The sequence below is a fragment of the Rufibacter latericius genome (assembly GCF_003721515.1).
Classification (GTDB): domain Bacteria; phylum Bacteroidota; class Bacteroidia; order Cytophagales; family Hymenobacteraceae; genus Nibribacter; species Nibribacter latericius.
Window position 1 is genome coordinate 1 of the sequence record NZ_RJJD01000023.1, and the last position, 21,187, is coordinate 21,187.

The following is a 21,187-nucleotide window of genomic DNA, read 5'->3' on the forward strand; positions in this document are numbered from 1 at the left end:
ACCATTGTTTTACTGAAAAACGGTTTAAGTCAATTAAAATACTGATTAACAGACTAGTATTAAAATAGGAATGTTAATGAGATGTTAATGATCAGAACCTGACGCAGAAATTCTGTACTTTAGAGCCATGAGCCGTCAAAAGATTCAAATTATTCTGGTGCTGGCGTGTGTGTCATTGGTGGCGCTGCTGAGTGTGCAGTTGGTGTGGCTGAACAAGGCGTACAATGCTCAGGAAAGGGCGTTCAACCACACGGTCCAGGTGGCGCTCACCAACGTGTCTGACCAACTGCTGGCCAAAAGCGGGAGAGATTTAAAAACCTCCGCTAAGCCGGTGCAACAAGTGGCCTCCAATTTTTTCGTAGCCGAGTTGCAGGCCAACGTAGACCCAACTGAGACCGCCCAACTTCTAGCGCAGGAATTAGCCCAACGAAATTTGCAGGAAAAGTACGAGTTTGGGTTGTACAACAGCCTGGATGATACGCTTATGTTCGGGCAGTACATCGCTGCCCCGCAGCAGAAAGCAATTGCTGGCGAGACCCCAGCGATTCGGCATGAAAAAGCAGGATCGGTGCCCTTGTATAACCTGGCGGTAGTATTCCCCGGCAAAACCTCGTTTATTTTGAAGGAGATGGAATTCTGGTGGTACTCTACAGGCACGCTGCTGGTGGTAGTGCTGTTCTTCGCCTATACCCTGAGCCAGATTCTGCGCGAAAAACGCCTCTCTGAACTTAAAACCGATTTCATCAACAACCTCACCCACGAACTTCAGACGCCGATCACTAACATCGGGTTAGCCAGCGAGGTGCTGCGCAAACGCTCAGAAACCCTTTCCCCAGACCGGCTTACCCGCTACCACGACCTCATCCACTCAGAGAATGAGCGACTGCGGGCGCAGGTAGAACGAGTGCTGCAAATGGCTACTCTGGAGCGGCAGGAACTGGCCCTGAAGAAAGAAACGGTTGATTTGCACGCGCTTCTGCAGGAGACCGGCCAAACCCTTACGCCCCGTCTACAGCAACGCGCCGGCCATTTACGCTTAAACCTGCAAGCTACCCAGCCCCTGATCCACGCCGATGGCCTGCATGTTGCTAATGCTCTTTACAGTTTGCTGGATAACGCCGAGAAATACTCCACCCAAGCCCCCGAGATTGAGGTTACTACCCAAGACACCGAGCAAGGCGTCCTGATCAGCATCCGGGACCGGGGCATCGGGATAAAGCAGGAGTTCCAGAAATTTCTGTTCGATAAGTTTTACCGTGTGCCTCAGGGAAATGTGCACAACGTGAAAGGCTTCGGGCTGGGCCTGAGTTACGTAAAAGCGATCATGGATGCCCACCACGGACAGGTGACGGTAGAGAGCATGGAGCAGCAGGGAACCTGTTTCCGGCTGTTGTTACCGGTGAACTAGGCAGTAAGTTTCGGGGCCGTTTTCAGGAAAGCCCTTATTTCTTCAGCGCACCCAGAATTTTATCAGAGACTTTAATCACCTCTTTGGGGCTGTGTTCGGGGAAATAGTCAATGGCGCAGATAGACTTCTGCAGGTCCAGGCGACGCGCGTAATGTATTGCAATCACGTGGTCTTTCTCTGTGGAATAAAACTCCACCGCCTGTTGCACCGAGGGCACGCCCAACCGCTCCATCCGCTCACAGAAGATGGTCTGTTCCTCCGTAAAATATCCGCCCGCCAAGACCTGCACCTCCGTCATAAGAGGCTCCAGGTCTGTCAATAAAGTATGTAGCTGCACCACTTTCATAAGCCTTCCATTTGGATAACTAATTTACTTTTTCTCTTTCAAAGAGATATGAAGGAATTGTTACCATTAGCTGGCTTATGTTAACTAATTGTTATCTAGGCCCATCAGCCATGATTTTGCAACCTTACACCAACTATTCTCAGAAAAGAAATATGTTTAGGTATAAAATCCGTATTCAGCTTGTTTTCACGAAAACTGCCCGGAAACCCTTTCTAGTTGTTTAAATTTTATTTAAAACTCTGCGCAGCTAAGGAAGGCTTTGTAATTGCTCAATTACCAACCTATTTCATACCACTTCTAAGGGGCTGGGGGCTTGCGTACCCAGCCCTTTGGAAGTGGTAAGTAGTAACGTTTCCAAAAGCAATGGCCTACGTGGGCGATGCAACATAAGGCAGTCACCAGGTGTTACAAACGGGTGAAGAAAAGACTGTCTGAGCGTCAGCGAGTTTCTTTTCTTCTTGATTCTTTTGGTTACTTTTCTCATCAAGGAGAAAAGTGACAAACGCGGGCAGACCGCGACTTCAGCTCTGAGGCTTGGTAGGACGAGATTGGAAGGTAAAGGCTTATAGCAAACCTGAGAGGCAGTCATGGTCGTTGGTGAGAACACCAACAACGGAGGCGGGGCAGCACCTCGCCCTATAAGAGTTGTTTTGAGGCTGTCGCCTCACTGAAGTTGCAAACTTCAGGTCTTGGTAGGTCCAAGTCGTAGACTTGAACCATGGTAATTATCAAGCCATGAAACAAAATCAGCAGAAGAAACCATCAACTCCCCCTTTTGTCTTTATTAAACATTAAAGAAAATATTGTGTTTTAATAAAGTTATTTATTTAATACCTTGATTTTCATAGGTGTATCCTAAAACAGGATTCAGCCCGTTTTATCAAAAAAAGGAACAACCATGAAAAAGAACTTACTAAAGTGGGAGTGGGTGGCAGTAGCCCTATTTATATTCAGTAGTTGTGATTCCTCAGACGATGATCCGCAGCCCGACGAGAACCAGTACTTCGTTTCGGCCACCTCCATCGCCCAAGTGCCCAGGACAGCCTTGCAAACCTTGGCGGTTGCGGCCGGGTTTACTGAGTTCGTTCCCGTCATTGACTATGACATAGAGGTGTTCAGGTTCGTGTACAACACCACCTACAAAGGGAGCCAGATACAGGCCTCGGGGTTGCTGTGTATTCCGGCGAACACCCCGTCGGCTCCGGCCTTGGTGAGCGCGCAGCACGGAACCATGTTCGACGATGACGATGCACCCTCCAATTTCCCCAACAGTTTTACCGGGTTTGAGTTAATCGCCTCGGTGGGGTACATCACCGTGATTCCTGACTTCATTGGGTACGGCGTTTCAAAGGACATCGTGCACCCGTACTATGACGAAGAGCATTCGGCGGCGGCCGTAGTGGATATGCTGAAAGCTGCCAAGTTCTACCTGAATCAGGAAGCCATAGACACCAACGACAATCTGTTTCTGCTGGGCTATTCAGAAGGCGGATACGTCACGTTGGCGGCTCAGAAGGAGATAGAATCGGACCCTAGCCATGATCTGGACCTCACCGCCGTGGCCGCCGGGGCCGGGGGCTATGACTTAACGGGCATGCTCACTGGTATTGCCTCCACCACTACGTACGCAGAGCCGTCTTTCCTACCCCTGATCCTGAATAGCTACAACGTTACCTATGGCTGGAACCGCCCCTACACCGATTTCTTTCAGCAACCGTACGCCGACCGGATGCCGGGCTTGTTGGATGGCACCAAAGACCGGGAGGAAATCAATGCCCAACTGACTACAACGGTGACAGACCTGTTCACTCCTACGTTTTACGCGAACCTGAGCAATCCCACGGGGGAGACTACCCTTAAGCAGGCGCTCACCAACAACAGCCTCCTGGACTGGAAACCCACCAGTCCCACCCGGTTGTACCACGGCACCGAAGACGAAGCCGTTTTCTTCCAGACCTCGGTGACCACCTACAACCAGTTCAGGGCAGTCGGTGCCACCAACGTAGAATTCTTCCCCATTGAAGGTGGCATGCACCGCACCTCCATTGAACCCATGATGCTGGAGGTTCTGCCTTGGTTTGAATCCTTGAATAACTAAGCCCGAAGGAGAAACACCTATCGAAGAGCGCCCTGAGACAAACTTCTTGGGCGCTCTTTCTTTTTAGGACCACCCAAGAAGAATGGAGGGTTTTTGATGGCTTTTCCAGAAATTGGGCTTTAAACGCACCAAGCACTTTTTGCATGAGCACCCTACTGAAAGACGTCTATTCTACTCAATTTTTTGACCGTTTCACAGATGTCCTGAGCCGGGTGCTGCCCACCTTTGAGAAAGGGGAGTTCCTTGACCTAATTTTTACCGATGAATTGGGAAAAAAGGAACTGAAGGAGCGCATGCGGCATACAACCCAGGTGCTGCACCATTTCCTGCCAAACCATTTTCCGGCCGCCGTTCAGTTGATTCTGCAAACCATTAGGCAACTACAGGACGACCGGTTTCCGGTGCAGCACATTGAGTTTCTTTTCTTCCCTGATTATGTGGAGCAATACGGGCTAGATGATCTGGAAACCTCGGTGGAGGCCATGGAAAAGATTACCCAGTTCATCAGCTGTGAGTTTGCCGTACGGCCTTTCCTTTTGAGGTATCCTGTCCAAATGATGGCGCAGATGTTGGCCTGGTCTACGCATGAGCACCCATCGGTTCGGCGGTTTGCAAGTGAGGGATCCCGACTCCGGTTGCCTTGGGCCATGGCTTTGCCGTTCCTGAAACGTGACCCCTCGCCGTTATTGCCTATCTTGGAGAACCTCAAGGCCGATCCTTCTGAATTTGTGCGCCGCAGTGTGGCCAATAACCTTAACGACATCTCCAAAGACCACCCCAACCTGGTACTGGAACTGCTGGCGAAATGGAAAGGCTGCTGCCCCGAGACCGATTGGGTGGTGAAACACGGCTGCCGCACCTTGCTCAAGCAAGGCCATACCGAGGTGCTGCGGTATTTCGGGTTTGAGGGGGACGCCCCGCTGGCTTTAACCAATTTCAAGGTTCTGACACCTCAGGTGCCGATGGGAAAAGACCTGCACTTTTCGTTTGTCTTGAAAAACATCGCTTCAGAACCGCAGAAAGTTCGGCTAGAGTATGGCGTGTACTACCAGAAAGCCAACCAATCGCTCGCCCGTAAGGTGTTCAAGATAAGTGAACGGGTATACCCTCCTCAGGAGGAAATCACGGTTGCCCGGCGGCAGAGTTTCAAGCCCATCACCACCCGCAAATTTTACCCGGGAGCCCACCGCGTCTCGCTCATCGTGAACGGACAGGAAAAAAACATCGCAGACTTTATTGTGGTACCTTAGCGGTATGGCGCACATTCTCATTGTAGAAGATGACCCAAGCTTGGGGTTCCTGTTGCAAGACAGCCTGGAAAGCGCGGGCTACCAAGTCACCCTCTGCCCCGATGGAGAGGCAGGGTTGGCAGCCCTGGAACATACCTCTTTTGATCTGTGCGTGCTGGATGTGATGCTGCCCAAGTTGGATGGTTTCTCGCTGGCCCAGGAGATCCGGAAACAAAACCTGCCTGTCCCGTTCATGTTTTTGACGGCCAAAGCCTTGAAGGCTGATCGGTTGCAGGGGTTCGAGCTGGGCTGTGACGACTACCTGGTGAAACCTTTCGGGCTGGAGGAGTTGGTGTACCGCGTGAAAGCCATCCTTCGCCGCACCACCCGGCCTTTGGAGCCCGTTTCTGAAAAAGCCCCCCAAAACGCTGATGTTCTTTCCTTTGGAACGTCAACCCTGGAGTTCAAGAACCTGCTGCTGCACGTAGCCGGACAAACCCACACCCTCACCGACCGCGAGGCCGAATTGCTTCGGCTATTTGTTCAGCACCCGCACCAGTTGCTTCGGCGCGAAGAGATTTTACAGCGCCTCTGGCAAGACGATGGCTACTTTGTGGGCCGAAGCCTGGATGTGTTCATCTCCCGCCTCCGCAAATACCTGCAACCAGATTCATCGGTGAAGATCACCACCGTGCACGGCCGGGGGTACAAACTGGAAGTAGCGGAGTAAATCTATTTTAGCCCCGTTTTCCTGAAAACAAGCCCAAAACCAACCTCAGCGGGTTTCTTTCTTTTCTTCTTTCTCTCGCTTTTTCTCAGCCTTCTTTTCCGCTTTCTCAACTTTCTCAACTTTCTTCTCGGCCTTTTTGGTTTCTTTAATCTTTTTGAGCTGCCGCACTACGTTGATCTCGCCGGTTTTCACGGCATCCATGTGGATGGTGCCCACCACGTCGCTTTTGGGTTCCAGCACCATGTAAGATTTCATGCTGTAGTTCCAGACGTGGTCGCCGGTGAGGGTTTTGAAGGTGGTCTTCAAAGGTTTCTTCACATCTGAGACCGCTTTGATATCAATAGGCGTGACACTGCGGGCTTTCACCAGGTAATCTTTGACCGTGCCACCCACCGAACTCATCTTATCGGGGAAGTTGAGGGTCATTTTCATGTCCCGGATGTAGAAGTCAAACTCGTTGGGGTTGTCCAGTTCCATGGTCATAACCATCTCCATCTCATCCAGTCCCAAATCCGTGATTTTGAGGTTGGTGACCTTGGCCCCCGGTACCGCCGGAATGATGATGTCTACGTTTTCCTGAATATCGAATTTCTTTCTGCCCAGCAACGGAATATCACTGAACGCCTTGAGGAAGACCTGCACTTTTTCCCCTTCCTTCACCTGTCGTCGTACCAGTTCGCGGGTTTTGTTGTGGTTCATGGACATGGGAAACTTGATCACCTGCTTTCCCTGGTTTGCGTCGCGTTCAAAGCTCTTCTGGCCCTGCGCCACGGTTTTATTGAAGAGCTTGAATTTGTAATCGATGCTGTCCACGAAGGTAGAAAGGAAGGAGGGTTTCACGTCCATGAGCACGTTCATGGTAGCAGTCTCTTCCCCAATGCGCGTATCGGTTATCCGGATGTTGTCAATCTCCGGAGCCACCAGGGAAATCAGCTTACGGGTTGGCGTGGTAGCCACCACCACGCCCGCCACTACTACTATGAGAAGCAAGAACAGTAGCGTGTATTTAAGTGCTTTTTTCATCTTGTTCTATCTTGGCTTAAAGCCTGTTAGCGTCACAAAGGTCCCTTTGGCTAACGCGCTTAGAAAAGATGGGTTGGTTAGCGGTTGATAATTAGGTATTTATTCTAGATGCCGCAAGTTTACTCCCTTCCAACTCCTCGTAAAAGCCGTAATCTTGTTAGCTGGTAAAGCCTTCGCCACAACCAGTAAGAACAAAACTTCCTGGAAAAGGAAAGAGGTTTGATTTAGGGCTATTTTCCTTGAAACAGCCTCAAATCAAACTCCTAGTTCAGTAACAACGGATGTCTATCCTATTTAATCAGCACCATCTTGAAATCAGAAATGGCCTTCAGGGCGTGCTGCACCTGCGCCGGAATCCGGATGATCTGGCCTGCCTTCAGGGTTTGTTCCTTTTCGTCCTGAGGGAACAGGAAAGCACATTCACCTTCCAAAACCAGCAGCAAGGCATCTGTCGGGGTGGTGTGGGTTTTGAGTTCCTGGCCCTGGGCAAACGCAAACAGTATGGTTTTCTGACCGGCATGGTCTAACAGAATCTTGCTCTGAAACCGGTCTGTTGTGTAGCTGATTTGACTTGCCAGATCTTCCAGCGGGAAGATATAATCAGAAAGTCCTTCAGTTTGAGAAATTTGGCTTGGGTCAGGAGATAAAGGGCTTATAGAAGTGGCGGACAGTGTCATGATTCGGTTTTTAAGGGAAAGAAAAACTGGTGGTAAAAACTTCTCAGGACACTAATTCCTGGATGCGGTGGATGCGCAGGCGTTCGGCGTGTTTGACCACTACGGTCGCTTTGTGCACGAAGGCCGCGGTAGTTAGCAACAACCCGAATTTCAGGAACTCCAACGCCACGTAGACAAAGTGCAAGGAACTAGCCGGTGGGTTCTGCCCCTTGATGATGGAAAGTGCCCGCACGTCTAAAGCAGGAAGCAACCAGAAAGTTTGTACTAGCAATACCACTGTGATGATCCCCAGTAAGGTCCATTCTTTCTTAGTAGCATGGTTGAAAAGCAACCCCAAAATGGCTATCGCGCAAAAGGCAATCTCCACCTTGTTCATCACCCCAAACACCAATCGGCCGATGCCCAGCCCCAGGGCCAGGGTAATGCCGGGTGCGGTGAACTTCACGGGTGCCTCAATAAAGGAAATCCCGATTATCAAGCCCGCCCATAGGAAAAGAGCAGCTAATGTTACGAAAGTAAGGGTATGGGAACGCATGGTTTTCATTTAGTTCTGAGTTCTGAGTCTTGAGTTCTGAGTCCTGAGTTTGTTCTACAGTTATATCTACGTTTCAATGGGAGGTATCTACTTCTCTTTTGGGGCTGTTTTCTGAAAAAGAACCCCAAAAGGGCCTTCTATTGTACCTGAATCTATCGTTCTTCAAACTCTGAACTCCAGACTCAGAACTCAGGACTAGCGCCCGCTTCTAGGTTGCTTGTACCACAAAATTCGGTAAACGCGGGCGCACCCCGCATGAGAAGGGTCAACAGAATGGGTGATTTTTGTCATGTTCTTCGGGGAGCGGGGGCGGTACTTTTGTGGTAGACTTAAATGAAAAGGCTATGCTCCAGACCGCACATCTAGAGACCGACGTCCATACCTGTTACCACTGCGGCGATGAATGCGCTGGCACGCCCATTTCCTTTGACGATAAGGAGTTCTGCTGCGAAGGCTGCAAGGTAGTCTATGAGCTGCTGGCCGAGAACGATCTCTGCACCTATTACACCTTAGATAACCGCCCCGGCATCTCGGTGAAAGATCCCGTCGCCTCGGCGCGATTCGTGTACCTGAACGATGCCAAGGTGCAGCAGCAGCTCTTGGATTTTCAGAACGACAAGGTCAGCAAAATCACGTTCCATATTCCGCAGATGCACTGCAGTTCCTGTATTTGGCTCCTGGAAAACCTGAACCGACTTAACGCCGGTGTCACCGATGTCCACGTGAATTTCCTGCGCAAAGAAGCCGCCGTGACCTTTGAGCACGAGGTAACCACGCTGGCCCAGGTGGTGGAATTGATGGCCCACATCGGGTACGAGCCCCAGATCACCCTTGCCGACATGGAGGCACCGGCCCCCAAGAAAGACCGATCCATTTACTATAAGTTGGGCTTGGCAGCCTTCTGTTTCAGCAATGTGATGCTGCTGAGTTTCCCGGAATATTTCGGGGGATTGCAGCACCAGTTCGGGCGGTTTTTTGGCTGGCTGAATGTGCTTTTGGCGTTGCCGGTGTTTCTGTACAGTGCCCGAGGCTTTTTCACCAGTGCCTGGCAGGGCTTACAACAGCGCATGATCAATCTGGATTTGCCCATTGCCATCGGGTTGCTGTCTTTGTTCAGCGTGAGCATCTATGATATTGCTACTGGCCGAGGTCCGGGCTTCCTGGATTCGTTTACCGGTTTGGTGTTCTTCATGCTGATTGGCAAGTACGTGCAGCGTCGCACCTATGACTCCCTAGCCTTCGACCGGGAATACACCTCGTATTTCCCCATTTCGGTGTCGGTTCTGAAAAACGGGCAAGAAACCCCTACTTCGGTGAAAGAGCTGCAGAAGGGCCAACGCATTCTGGTGCGCAACCAGGAACTCATCCCCGCCGATTCTATTCTGCTGCGCGGTACTGCCAACATTGACTATAGCTTCGTGACGGGCGAATCGGTGCCGGTGGCGCGGGTGGCGGGTGAGGTCATCTACGCGGGCGGAAGGCAGTTGGGCGAAGGCATTGAGCTGGAGGTGGTGAAAGAGGTATCGCAGGGCTACCTGACCCAACTCTGGAACCACGTCAATTTCAAGAAAGACGAAAAGCAGACCATAGAGAATTATGCCAACGCCGTAGGCAAACCGTTCCTGATTGTGACTCTGCTGATTGCCGCCTGCGCCATTTGGTACTGGATTCCGCGCGACACAGACATGGCCCTGAAAGCCTTCACCTCGGTGCTGGTGATTGCCTGTCCGTGTGCCTTGTCTTTGGCTACGCCCTTCACGCTAGGCGCCACCCTCCGGATTTTCGGGAAGCAGAAGTTTTACCTCAAGAACAGCGGCGTGGTAGAGGCTTTAGCCAAAGCAGACACCGTGGTATTTGACAAAACGGGGACCTTAACTGAGCCCAGCTCGGCTGAAATCTCCTTCGTGGGCCATGCCTTGTCTCCTAGTGAAGAGCAACTAGTGCGCTCCGTCCTGAAACATTCCACACACCCTTTAAGCCAACGGTTGTACGGCCACCTACAAGGAAAACCACAGCCCGTTCTCAATTTCCTTGAGAAAACCGGGGCCGGTCTGGAAGGGGTAGTAGGCGATACGCTGGTGAAAGTGGGTTCTGCCGCTTGGGTTTCTGCGAAGCCGGAAGAAGGGCAATCCACAAAGCAAACGCGTGTGTTCATTTCCCTTGACGGACAGGTGCGCGGGTATTACGTGTTCCAGAACGTGTACAGGAAAGGGCTGGAGGCCTTGGTGCAGGAGTTGGCTAAAACCAAAAAGCTGGCCGTGCTCTCCGGCGACAACGACAGCGAGGCCCCACGCCTACGCGAACTTTTTGGGCCCCAAGCCGAACTGCGGTTTAACCAATCGCCAATGCAGAAGCTGGAGTACATCACTTCGCTCAAGGAAAAAGGCCAATCACCCATCATGGTAGGCGATGGCCTGAACGATGCCGGAGCCCTGCGCCAAAGCGACGTTGGCCTGGCCCTCACCGATAACGTAACCGGTTTCTCCCCGTCCTGTGACGGTATTCTGGACGCGAAGCAATTAAACCAACTGGCCCGGTACATCCGGTTCTCCCAAACCAGCTTGCGGCTGATTTTAGCCGCCTTCGGAGTATCCTTCATCTATAACATCATCGGGTTGACCATGGCCGTCATGGGCGAATTCACCCCCATCGTCTCCGCCATCCTGATGCCCGTGAGCACCCTCAGCGTGATCTCCTTTGCTGTGCTTTCTGTAAAACTAGCCGCCAAACGCGCCGGCCTCCGCTAAGAATCTGGTTCAAGCACCCTTAAAGCCGTAGCTTTCCCTAATAAGGGAAGGTTATGGCTTTCTGGTTTATGAGTGTATATAGCCAAGCCTTGAGTAATTTTTGAGTTCAACTTAGAAAGGGTAGAGGTTCTTCCATTTGGAATTGGTTTTATGGCTGATTTCAGGAAAATGGCTTTAAAGCACTCGTCCTATTGAAGCTCGCGTTTCACTGAAGTTGTAAACTTCAGGTCATGGTAGTTCCAAATTAGAAACTTTAACCATTGGGAAGAAAAGAAGGCATTTTAAAGGCTCAAACAGTACTCTGGATCATGCGCCCAATCGGAACTGGGCCGCATGCGTAGCCCAGTTCCGATTGGGCGCACGCATGTACGGTTCTATTGGCAGTAGCCTACGTCTACTATGAAACAGAGGACGGCAGCGTGGTGGTACGAAGGGGTGAAGAAAAGACTGTCTGAGCGTCAGCGAGTTTCTTTTCTTCTTGATTCTTTTGGTTACTTTTCTCATCAAGGAGAAAAGTGACAAACCCCAGCAGACCGCGGCTTCAGCCCCGAGGCTTGGTAGGACGACAGTAGGAAGTAAAAACAATAAAGAAGACCAGCAGAAGTGATCATCCCCCTACCCCCTCAAAGGGGGACGTGCGCTTAGGAACCTTAGATTTGGAGGTATCGATAAGGGGAATTGGCATGTGGGAGGCGCTATTTAAGTCGTTGGTTAGAACACCAACAACGGGGACACACCAACAACTGGGACTGAACGGAGGGCGAAAAACAAAGCCAATTCACCTCAAGGAAACCCTCCTAAACTCATCAAAAAGAAACCCAAATCAACCAAACCCCAAACGCCTCGTACTACCAGCAGTTTAAACAAAATGCTTAAATTCAAACAACCTAAACTCCTGTAGAATTGGGAAAAACGCCTGCTTCTTCTAAAATGATCCAAAAAAGGAATACTGGATGGCCTTTCCTTTTTGCCCTATTCTTTCTTTTTTCCCTAACCTTCGGTTGCCAAGACTTCCCCAAAGACCCGGAGAAAACCCTGGAACAAGTCACCAACGGAACCCTCAAAGTAGGTTATTCTGAAAACCCGCCCTGGGTGGTGAAAGGCCCGCAGGGACCTACCGGGATTGAGGCCGATTTGGTGAAAGCGTTCGCAAAAAGCCTCAACGCGACCATTGAATGGCAGAACGACACCGAGCAGAACCTGATGGAGCGCCTGGAGAAAAACGAGCTGCACCTGGTCATGGCGGGCGTCACCGATGATACTCCCTGGAAACAGAAAATCTCCTTTACCCGGCCCTTTGCCGAGGTAGCCAAAAAGAAACACGTACTCTGTGTTATCAAAGGGGAGAATGCCTTCACCGTGAAGTTGGAAAAATTCCTGCACCAGCAGCAAGCCTACCTCCAAAATAGTTTGCAGCCATGAAAACCATCAGCAGATTTGAGTATCCAGAGGAACTGCAGCCGGTTTTCAAAAAGGCCAAGAAACTGGAGTGGATCACGGTTGCCTACCTGATCTCTACCGCCCTGGTGGTGTACCTGACCATGGGCAATTCCCAGGCCATGAAAACCGCGTATTTCGAGGATCTGCTCAGTTTAACCCCATCGGTTTCGTTTCTGATCGCTTCCCGCATATTCCACAAAAAACCGAACAAGGATTTTCCTTATGGCTATCATCGGGTGGTGAGTATTGCCTATTTGTGCAGTGCCCTGGCCTTGTTCTCTGTAGGGGCTTTCCTGATTTATGATTCCAGCGCTACGTTGATCAAGCAGGAGCATCCTACCATTGGCATCAAGGTTATTTTCGGGCACGAGATATGGTTAGGGTACCTCATGATGGCGGCCATGGTGTATAGCACCGTTCCCGCCATGGTGCTGGGACGCCTTAAGTTGCCCTTGGCCAAGAAACTCCACGAGAAGAACCTCTACACCGATGCCGACATGAACAAAGCCGACTGGATGACCGGGGCCGCCGCTATCCCGGGCATCATCGGGATTGGGATGGGGTGGTGGTGGGCCGATTCGGTGGCGGCACTCATCATATCCCTGGACATCATCAAGGATGGGTACACCAACCTGAAACAAGCGGTTTTCGCGCTCATGAACCAGGTGCCCAAGAACGTAGACGATCAAAAAACAGATCCGCTGCTTTTAGAGATTGAGCATAAGTTAACGCATCAGCCCTGGATCAAAGAACATATGTTTCGGCTGCGGGAGGAAGGCCATATTTACCAGGGGGAAGCTTTTGTAGTGATCCAGGACGAGGTGAATTTAACCCAACGGCTGGAAAAGCTGTCCGAAGAAATATCCGACCTAAATTGGCGCGTTCAGGAGTTTGTGATCATGCCCGTGCGGGAGCTGCCAAGAAGCAACGCCTAGGAGAAGAGGCCCGTCGAGAATAGGTCTAAGGCGTAGTAACGGAAAGCGAATCCTTGCTGGCGAAAGTTGTTGACAGACTAGAAAGCTTATTAGTCGCTAAAAGACTAAGGACTACCAATAGGGCTACTCACCCCACCGTTGCCGAAAAGGCGAGAACAGGGAGGCGCACTTCCCAGGGATTACCAGCAGTCGGCGAGCCAAAAAAGTGCTCCGGGCAAGATTGCCTCGGCAGGTCAGTAAGCGGCTGTAGAACCAATAATCCACCTGGCGGTGGATTATTGGTTCTACAGCCGCTTGCAGATCGCCCTTAGGGGGGACAGTGGGCCGACATCTCCCAAACGCAGGAGCTGGTGAATGACTACCAAACCGTGACCATCTTGGTCTCCCCTCCTAAAAGGATTGGCTGTAGGAGTTCGATCGATGAGGATCTTCATAAGGTGGAGGGATTTTTTTATAAGCTCAAGGCCTACCGCCACGTGGGGAACCGGTGGATAAGAAAGCCAGCTGATTTGCCGCTTTGCTTCATTAATGATACTAATCCTTTATTTTTCAACATGCCTTAAAATCAAGTATCAACAGGTTTTTTTATGTAAGTGATTGATTTATAGAAAATTACTAAAAAATGAGTATTGTTTTGATTTATCATAGTTGCTACATTTCTACATAGCTAGTAAGAATCACCTCTTAAGTGTTCCTAAAGGAAAAAGCGAAAGGAATAGCTAATTTTTGGTGTAAACTATATTATAAAAGTTGCAAAAAGTAATGTTAATGTATAACATTCTTTAGTCAATACAGCCAATCAAGCTGAAAGAGGGTGAATCGTAATTAGAAGTGTTAAAATAATTTTATAACGATAAAGGGGCTAAGCTTTTAATTTGTCACTTTTTATACCAATTCACATTTTGTGATAATTATTATATTTTATAAATAAGATATAATATTAATAGGGGTATTAATTAGTTGATTATGCTTATATAGGTACAATACTGATTAACAAAAGGTAAATAAACATGAAAACATTTTATCTCATTTTATTCGTCTTTGTAATTACTATATCACATAGTATTGCTCAAGTTGTTCCTGCTGGTTTCAATTACCAAGCTGTAGTTCGTGATGCTGCAGGTTCTCTTAAAAAAGGTTCAATCGTAAATTTGCGTTTTACTTTACAAGCAGGGCAATTTGATTCTAACCCTGCTTGGATTGAAACTCATAATACCAAAACAGATAGTTTAGGTATTTGTACGGTGGTAATTGGGGCAGGTACCAAAACGGGAGGTACATCACCAACCTTTGCTGAAATTGATTTTGGTTCTGCTAACTTTTGGTTAAAGATAGAACTGCAAGAAGGTAGCCAATATGTGCCATTAGGTGGTGCTCAGCAGCTACTGAGTGTTCCGTATGCTAGAGTTGCGGCGAAAATTGTTTCTGATAGTCCTCAGATGCCTATTGGTACAATCCTAGCATTTGCAGGTGATATCAATAAAATTCCAACTGGATGGCTTTTATGTGATGGTTCTCAGGTTAGTAGATCCACCTATGCAGGTTTATATAATATCATTGGGACTGGGTGGGGAAGGGGCGACAATGCTACGACCTTTCATTTGCCTGATTTAAGAGGGAGATTTCTTCGTGGTGTAGATGGCAATTCTAATAGAGATATAGATAAAGAAGCAAGGACAGCTAGTAACGAAGGTGGTAATATTGGCTCAAATGTAGGAAGTATTCAAACAGATGTCTTTAAAAATCATAATCATGGAGGTGGGGATCATAGCCATTCTTGGCAAGGTGCCTCAACAATTGATACTTGGGGTGGAAATGTTGTTGTTGGAGGAAATGGTATAGGTCAAAAAAACACGCCTCCATCTGGGGCCATTATTGCAGCGGAGGGTGGCAGCGAAACACGTCCTATAAATGCGTATGTATTTTATATTATTAAAATTTAATTTTTTCATATTTAATAGTATAAGGATGAAAAAGTTTATGCTACTAATTATATTGACTTTCTTGTATTGTCAATATGCTAAATCCCAAGCAATTTATCCTAATACCTTAACACCTTTAGCCAATCAACATCAGATAAATGATGTATGGATTAGTTTTAATTTAGGACAGATAAGTTCAGGATCTAGTAGAACTAACAATCATCTGGTGGCACATGGATTTCAGCAGCCATATTCAGAGAACCAAGTAGACCCTTCTTTATTTAAATATGAGATAGGAAAAATTTCTCCCCAAACAGTATGGCAAACATTAAGTATTAGGTTCTATTTATATTCAAAAACTTTAGGTCCCAAAGCTAACCTAAGTATTACAGCAGATAAGCTTCCTAAAGGTTCATTAACCTTTGATCCCGCTATAGGTTACTTTACATTTACCCCTGCAACAACAGATACTAGCTCTTTCAAAGTCACTTTTAAGGCGACTTTAAATAAACAAATTGATTCTCAGGTAGTTGATTTTCAGGTTCAACCATTTTTGCCTTTAGAAAACACTGTCTTCGGAGTAGTGAATAGTCAGAATTTCCCCGATCCAACTTCAAAAGAATACAGAGTTATTTCGGATCATCCAATTACAAGTGGCACAGAATACTTTAATCATGAACAAAGAACAACCAGGTCAGTGGAAATCACTGGTATGGAGATAGTGATAGAAGAAGGACATCAAAATAGCTTGTATAATTTTAATGACAATAAAGATATAAAAGAATTTAAGATTTATGCGGAACGTGTAGTAATGAAAAGCTATTTAAAGTTACCACAAACTAATGTTACAATCTTTGCTAGAGAATTAATATTTGAAAATGATGCATATATAAATACAACTCCAGAAAGGCCACTTGGTCCACAGACTGGAACAGACATAGGGATTGATGGAGTTAAAGCTGGTGATATTACTTTACATATAAAAGAATTTAAATCATCTCCAAAAGTTAGATTTATACAAATTGGAGGGGATGGACAAAAGGGCGTTACAGCTAAAGCGGGAGATGCTGGTGATGGTGGAGATTTATATTCTACATTAAATGTAATTGAGTTTTCTGATAGATCTGGTGGGCTAGGTGGTGCATTTGAAACAGCTGCTCACATTCCTGATAAGTATAAGGGAGGTAAAGGGACTTTCAATAAATTAGGAAAAGAGTATTCTTGGTTACACCCTAATTATATAAGATTAGTTAAGAAATATACTGATGATGCATTTTTTCTTGGGTTTTCACAATATGCAAAAGAAAGGTTAAGTATTTATTATAATGAAATTGATAATTACATAAGTTCTAATGAGTTTATTTTATTGCAAGATTCCCAAAAGTTAGATTTGGAACAGTTGCAATCGGAAGCAAATAAAATAATCTCACAAATTGAGAATAATCTAGATTATTTTGGAAATCCTCCTGGATGGGTTCCAATGTTATCCTTTGAAGTAAATGCGGCTGCATTCCAAACAGAAATTGATCATGCTTTAAATATTTTATATTTAAATTATTGGATAACAGAGTCTTCTAAAAACATCCAAGATAAAATAAGTGCCTTGAAAGCCTCTCGTAGTGAAAAAATATCTCAATTAGAAGATGATAAAATTTCTTTTGAAAAGTATGTTCTAAATATCCCTAAGTTAGAAGCCGAAGCAAGTAATAATTCTAAAGATTTAGATAGTCTTCAAAATGATTTAGTTGAATTAGAAACAGAATTAATTAATAGGGCAAAAAACTCAGTTGAAGAAAAGCGTAGAAGTAATTTATGGAGAGATATTGTTGGAACTGTAGGTAGGATAGCCACTTTGGTCCCTGTTCCAGCAGTTAGTGCAGTTGGGATAGGCTTAACTGCGATTTCACAATTTGATACAAATGATTTATCAGGTTCGGCAAAAATTGCAATTCAAGCAGGTGAGGATATAAGTAATACGTTAAAAAAAGATTCTAAAGCTAGCCAAAATGCCGCTGCTTGGAACAAAGCTTACAAAGAGGCTTTTCCATTAACTGATATTAAAAGTTTTGAAGATGCAGGCAAGAAGTTTAAAAATTTGGAAACGTTATCCAAACCTTTTAAAGAAACTTTTGGCATACTAAAAGATATTACAAATAAGCAGCAAAGTATAACTGATAATGAAGTTAAAGCAGTTCTGGGTCAGTTAAGAGCATCAGAACCAAGGATTGCTCAGATAACCGAGAAGATTGAAGATTTGCATAAAAAGCAACAAAATATAATTGAAGAACTTAGGTCAAGTGATGAAAACATTCAAAGATTAGGCAATGAAATGTCTAGTGGTGTTCTAGCTATTGATTTACTAAATAAGGATGTGTCTCAAGGAAGTCAGGCTTTGGATCAGCGTACATTGTTATACTTAGATGATTTACAACAACAAGCATTATTTAGGTTAAAGAAGTACCATTATTTTATGGCAAAGGCATATGAATATAGAACTTTGCAGCAATATAAAGGGAACTTAAATTTAGAAAATTTATATAAATCAATAGTTGAAATAGCTGTAACCGGAAGTGATCATACTCTTTCTCCTGATCAATTTGATAAAATAAAGAGCTTTTACTTGGCTGAAATTAGAAAAATAACATCTTTAATTGTTAATGAATATAATAGTTCTGCAACAGCCCGTTCCACTTCTAATTTTTTTAATTTAACAAAAGAGGAGTTAAAAATTTTAAACAATGGTGGAACTTTGCAAATGAATATGGTAGAAAGAGGGGTTTTTTTTGAAGATAGGGAAGATATTAGAATAAATAATTTAAGTATTGAATATGTGAATGCCAAAGCCATTGGGGGAAATACAAATTCTAACCCCCAAATTGAAATTGTATTAGAGTATCCTCATTATTCAAAGCTTAAAAAAAATGGTCAAATTTATTTTTTTAACAATTATAATATAGATGCAGAAAGAAGTAAAGGTTTTATTGAATGGTCAGCAGTCTACTTTATGAATTCAAAAAGAATTGAGAACTCAAGACCAAGTGATGATTTTGATTCCTTAATAAAATTTCTTTTACAGGACTTAAGAGATAATTCAACAATATTTTCAAAGCCAGCAGCTTGGGCGGATATTACTATTCGAAAACAGGACTTACAAGCAGGAGATGCTAAACTAGAAATTGATAGCTTGACATTTAAGCTTGATTATGACTATATGCGAAAACCTGCTTCTATTTCGAATATAGAAATTATTGCTTCTGAAGATTGGATGGCACCTTACTTTACTTTGGATAGAGAAGATAAAAATTTTCGTAAAGACGGAAGGGGCCATATTTTTAGAAGTTTTAATCGTACTGGTCAAAATTTAAATATAACCGCGCCTTTGCAATACGGTAAATGGGAATTTGTAAACTGGACGGATAGATCTGGGAAACCTATGCAAAATGCTCCTGCAAGTACAACTCTTTCGCTTCCTCTGAACGGTGATTATGTAGTTAAAGCTAACTATAGACTGATAGAGCCTATTATAGAACTTCCTGATACCATTTTTGTTTCTAATACTACTCAAGATAGTTTTTTAGAAATTAAAAATATAGGCAATATGCCAATGGAATGGGTTGCAGACAATAGTAGTAATTGGATTACTTTCTCCCAGAACAATAGAGGTGTCGATTTGCCTCAATCAGCTTCTATAAAAGTTCCAATTGCTTTTGAAGTTAATACTGCCGACAAAAGAATAGGTTATATCTCAGTCATTGCTCCTGATGCTTCCGATTATAGAGATACAGTGTATGTTGTACAGGGACAAAATATTGTAACAACTACGGGAGCCAGTAGATGTGGTCCAGGTTCCGTAACTTTAGAAGCAGAGGGAGCAGTTGATGGTAACTACCGTTGGTACACCACTCAGATTGGAGGCACTCCCATTACTTTAGCTACAAATTCAAAGTTTATTACTCCAAATTTAGATATAACTACTACCTATTATGTATCTGTGGTGAGTGGAACGGTTGAGAGCCAAAGAACACCGATTACTGCCACTATAAAACCTTTGCCTTCAATGCCATCAGTTAATGACCTTAACTATTGTCAAGGAACTATAGCAAATCCTTTAACAGCTACAGGAGAAAATCTAAAATGGTATGCAGTTGCAACTGGAGGAACAGGTTCAACAATAATACCTACACCAAATACATCCATGGTAGGCAAAACAGAATTTTATGTTACACAGACGATTAATGATTGTGAAAGTGAAAGGGCTAAAATAATTGTAACGGTTACTAGCCAACCCATTGTAGCTCTAGCTCCTTTTACAACTAATGTTTGTAGTACAAATACCGCCTTTACTTTAACTGGGGGCCAGCCTGCAGGAGGTACTTATTTAGGTCCAGGTGTAAGTAATAATATTTTTGATGCTGTCGTAGCTGGTGTAGGTACTCATGCTATCACCTATTCTTATACAGAGAATGGTTGTACTGCTACAACATCTCAAAATATAAATGTTACTACCTGTACTGGCATAGTTGAAAGCAAGCTAGCTTCTAGTTTATTGCTTTATCCTAACCCAACTTCTAATAAGTTCCAGTTAAAATTACCAGTACCCAGAAAAATAAGCTTAAAATTAAGATTAGTGGATGCAAAGGGTCAGGTTTTGATGGAGAAGCATTTTGATCAAATAACTGGAGAGTTTAACCAAGTGTTAGATTTAGATAATAAAGCTAATGGTATTTATTTGCTGCAGCTCATATTAGATGATGGAATTATTATTAGACGAGTTGTCAAAGAATAAAATCATAAGTGTACATTGGGTTGAATCCAAACCTAATATAATATAGAATTTTAATTTAAAGCTTTTAATTAAAATGAAATAGTATCTAAAATACACTTTATAAGTTAGCTATATAGTCTGTAGTTTGATGCGAAGTGCTATTTCGTGTTAAAAAGACGATATTACACCTTCAACTACGGCGCGTTGACAGAGAATGAATCATTACTGGCGACAGTTGTTGACGGGCTAAAAAGCTTATTCTTTGCTACGAGACTAAAGTTCACCAATGAGGGGTGCTCGCCTCCGCTGTTGCTGAGGAGGGGGGAGACAGAAGCAGTACGCCCTGGAAATCGGCCATAGTGCCCTTCTTCCATTAAGGTCTGAAGGGGGGTGGGAGCGGCTTTCCCAGTCGCAGAGGTTGGAGGAAGGCTACCGCCAGGGCTATGTTAGCTTACTGCTACTACGACGCTGATGCCATTCGCCTCATCCGGGAGGCAGATCCTAGGTGCTCATCCCCCAAGAAGAGCCGGCTGTGCGCCCACGGAGGGTGTGAACTTCTACAAGGACTCAAACAAGATGGAGAGGTTCTTCAACAAGCTCAAGGTCTAACGCCACTTAGCAAACCAATATAATAAGATGGCCTACAGTTTTGCCACATTCGAATACATGGCCTTAATAATAATACTAGTCCAACCATTTTCAAAACGCCCAATGATTTCCTGAGTTAATTGGCCATTAGAAAAGCCTTCCTGGGGAGCAGGAAGGCTTTTTTGATGTTTTGAAAGGAAGAAGCTAGTCAATTTTCTCATCTACCTTTTGAACACCTTTCTTGGTGGTGTTTTTCACGGCTTTGCCCGCTTTTTTGGCTCCTTTAGCAGTTGCCTTGGCTCCGCTTACCGCCAGGTTCTTGGTTCCTTTACCTACAGACTTCGCGCCCTGGCCTAACTGTTTAGTACCGGTTTTCGCCCGCTCCTTGTTTGTTTGCTTCACGTGGGTGGAATCCTGTACCGGCGTGTTAGAAGCCTCGGCGGTGTTTATCTGCAGTCCGGCAGCCACGAAAAGGGCCGCTACAAAGATTGTCTTTTTCATATCCTTAAAAGTTATATTCTAATTTATTGCTGCCTTTAAAACGAATAGAGCAAAGGATGGTTGCTTTTTGGCTCGGAATAGGCCTGGGTTTTAGGGCTGTTTTCCGGATTTCAGCTTCAAAACAGGCAATATTCAAACATCCTTAATGCTTAGGTTTACGCCCGCGAAAGAAGGCAAAGAAAGAACTGACTCCGGGGGAGAAAGCCCGGCAATAATGCCACCGAACGAGTTTTTTGAATCTTC

At 45.5% G+C, this 21,187-nt stretch carries 14 protein-coding genes; 9 read left to right on the plus strand and 5 right to left on the minus strand.

Annotated features, from left to right (window positions below; all coding sequences use genetic code 11):
* Window positions 1-127 precede the first annotated feature (127 nt).
* Window positions 128-1,408 (plus strand): sensor histidine kinase, encoded by a 1,281-nt coding sequence (locus tag EFB08_RS21670; protein WP_123129087.1) that lies wholly within the window; start codon window positions 128-130, stop codon window positions 1,406-1,408.
* Window positions 1,409-1,442: 34 nt separating this feature from the next.
* Here the strand turns inward: EFB08_RS21670 and EFB08_RS21675 are convergent, their stop codons facing one another.
* On the minus strand, window positions 1,443-1,754 hold the full coding sequence (locus tag EFB08_RS21675) for a hypothetical protein (RefSeq protein ID WP_123129088.1): 312 nt from the start codon (window positions 1,752-1,754) through the stop codon (window positions 1,443-1,445).
* Window positions 1,755-2,652: 898 nt separating this feature from the next.
* Here EFB08_RS21675 and EFB08_RS21680 point away from each other — a divergent pair.
* The 3 genes from EFB08_RS21680 (at window position 2,653) to EFB08_RS21690 (ending at window position 5,811) form a co-directional block, all read left to right on the plus strand.
* Window positions 2,653-3,852: an alpha/beta hydrolase family protein gene (locus EFB08_RS21680; RefSeq protein WP_123129089.1), complete on the plus strand. Its 1,200-nt coding sequence runs from the start codon at window positions 2,653-2,655 to the stop codon at window positions 3,850-3,852.
* Window positions 3,853-3,995: 143 nt separating this feature from the next.
* A complete protein-coding gene (locus tag EFB08_RS21685) occupies window positions 3,996-5,102 on the plus strand; it encodes a DNA alkylation repair protein (protein ID WP_123129090.1) in 1,107 nt (368 codons plus the stop codon).
* A 4-nt stretch (window positions 5,103-5,106) separates the two neighbouring features.
* Window positions 5,107-5,811 (plus strand): response regulator transcription factor, encoded by a 705-nt coding sequence (locus EFB08_RS21690; RefSeq protein ID WP_123129091.1) that lies wholly within the window; start codon window positions 5,107-5,109, stop codon window positions 5,809-5,811.
* Between the two features lie 45 nt (window positions 5,812-5,856).
* Here the strand turns inward: EFB08_RS21690 and EFB08_RS21695 are convergent, their stop codons facing one another.
* The 3 genes from EFB08_RS21695 to EFB08_RS21705 form a co-directional block, all read right to left on the minus strand.
* Window positions 5,857-6,834 (minus strand): hypothetical protein, encoded by a 978-nt coding sequence (locus tag EFB08_RS21695; RefSeq protein ID WP_123129092.1) that lies wholly within the window; start codon window positions 6,832-6,834, stop codon window positions 5,857-5,859.
* Window positions 6,835-7,124: 290 nt separating this feature from the next.
* Window positions 7,125-7,511 carry a cupin domain-containing protein gene (locus tag EFB08_RS21700; RefSeq protein ID WP_123129093.1) on the minus strand — a complete coding sequence of 129 codons (387 nt, stop codon included), beginning with the start codon at window positions 7,509-7,511 and terminating at the stop codon, window positions 7,125-7,127.
* A gap of 43 nt (window positions 7,512-7,554) precedes the next feature.
* On the minus strand, window positions 7,555-8,046 hold the full coding sequence (locus EFB08_RS21705) for a hypothetical protein (RefSeq protein WP_193553988.1): 492 nt from the start codon (window positions 8,044-8,046) through the stop codon (window positions 7,555-7,557).
* Between the two features lie 344 nt (window positions 8,047-8,390).
* On the opposite strand from EFB08_RS21705, the gene EFB08_RS21710 reads away from it, so the two are divergent.
* From EFB08_RS21710 to EFB08_RS21730, 5 genes are all read left to right on the plus strand, one after another.
* Window positions 8,391-10,793, plus strand: coding sequence for a heavy metal translocating P-type ATPase (locus tag EFB08_RS21710; RefSeq protein WP_123129094.1), 2,403 nt, complete (start codon window positions 8,391-8,393; stop codon window positions 10,791-10,793).
* 930 nt (window positions 10,794-11,723) lie between these two features.
* Complete coding sequence (locus EFB08_RS21715) at window positions 11,724-12,215, plus strand: transporter substrate-binding domain-containing protein (protein WP_123129095.1); 492 nt, start codon at window positions 11,724-11,726, stop codon at window positions 12,213-12,215.
* Window positions 12,212-13,168: a cation diffusion facilitator family transporter gene (locus tag EFB08_RS21720; protein ID WP_123129096.1), complete on the plus strand. Its 957-nt coding sequence runs from the start codon at window positions 12,212-12,214 to the stop codon at window positions 13,166-13,168. Before EFB08_RS21715 ends, EFB08_RS21720 begins: the two co-directional genes overlap by 4 nt.
* A gap of 1,010 nt (window positions 13,169-14,178) precedes the next feature.
* The gene (locus EFB08_RS21725) at window positions 14,179-15,111 is read left to right on the plus strand and encodes a phage tail protein (protein ID WP_123129384.1); all 933 of its coding nucleotides are present in this window, start codon (window positions 14,179-14,181) and stop codon (window positions 15,109-15,111) included.
* Between the two features lie 25 nt (window positions 15,112-15,136).
* Window positions 15,137-19,876 (plus strand): Ig-like domain-containing protein, encoded by a 4,740-nt coding sequence (locus EFB08_RS21730; RefSeq protein ID WP_165864996.1) that lies wholly within the window; start codon window positions 15,137-15,139, stop codon window positions 19,874-19,876.
* Window positions 19,877-20,647: 771 nt separating this feature from the next.
* On the opposite strand, the gene EFB08_RS21735 is transcribed toward EFB08_RS21730, so the two are convergent.
* Window positions 20,648-20,944, minus strand: coding sequence for a hypothetical protein (locus tag EFB08_RS21735; protein WP_123129098.1), 297 nt, complete (start codon window positions 20,942-20,944; stop codon window positions 20,648-20,650).
* Between the last annotated feature and the right edge of the window lie 243 nt (window positions 20,945-21,187).

Excerpts from the sequence above, each read along its gene's own strand:
- EFB08_RS21670 (WP_123129087.1), top strand. The coding sequence starts at position 128 with ATGAGCCGTCAAAAGATTCAAATTATTCTGGTGCTGGCGTGTGTGTCA.
- EFB08_RS21675 (WP_123129088.1), bottom strand. The coding sequence starts at position 1,754 with ATGAAAGTGGTGCAGCTACATACTTTATTGACAGACCTGGAGCCTCTT.
- EFB08_RS21680 (WP_123129089.1), top strand. The coding sequence starts at position 2,653 with ATGAAAAAGAACTTACTAAAGTGGGAGTGGGTGGCAGTAGCCCTATTT.
- EFB08_RS21685 (WP_123129090.1), top strand. The coding sequence starts at position 3,996 with ATGAGCACCCTACTGAAAGACGTCTATTCTACTCAATTTTTTGACCGT.
- EFB08_RS21690 (WP_123129091.1), top strand. The coding sequence starts at position 5,107 with ATGGCGCACATTCTCATTGTAGAAGATGACCCAAGCTTGGGGTTCCTG.
- EFB08_RS21695 (WP_123129092.1), bottom strand. The coding sequence starts at position 6,834 with ATGAAAAAAGCACTTAAATACACGCTACTGTTCTTGCTTCTCATAGTA.
- EFB08_RS21700 (WP_123129093.1), bottom strand. The coding sequence starts at position 7,511 with ATGACACTGTCCGCCACTTCTATAAGCCCTTTATCTCCTGACCCAAGC.
- EFB08_RS21705 (WP_193553988.1), bottom strand. The coding sequence starts at position 8,046 with ATGCGTTCCCATACCCTTACTTTCGTAACATTAGCTGCTCTTTTCCTA.
- EFB08_RS21710 (WP_123129094.1), top strand. The coding sequence starts at position 8,391 with ATGCTCCAGACCGCACATCTAGAGACCGACGTCCATACCTGTTACCAC.
- EFB08_RS21715 (WP_123129095.1), top strand. The coding sequence starts at position 11,724 with ATGATCCAAAAAAGGAATACTGGATGGCCTTTCCTTTTTGCCCTATTC.
- EFB08_RS21720 (WP_123129096.1), top strand. The coding sequence starts at position 12,212 with ATGAAAACCATCAGCAGATTTGAGTATCCAGAGGAACTGCAGCCGGTT.
- EFB08_RS21725 (WP_123129384.1), top strand. The coding sequence starts at position 14,179 with ATGAAAACATTTTATCTCATTTTATTCGTCTTTGTAATTACTATATCA.
- EFB08_RS21730 (WP_165864996.1), top strand. The coding sequence starts at position 15,137 with ATGAAAAAGTTTATGCTACTAATTATATTGACTTTCTTGTATTGTCAA.
- EFB08_RS21735 (WP_123129098.1), bottom strand. The coding sequence starts at position 20,944 with ATGAAAAAGACAATCTTTGTAGCGGCCCTTTTCGTGGCTGCCGGACTG.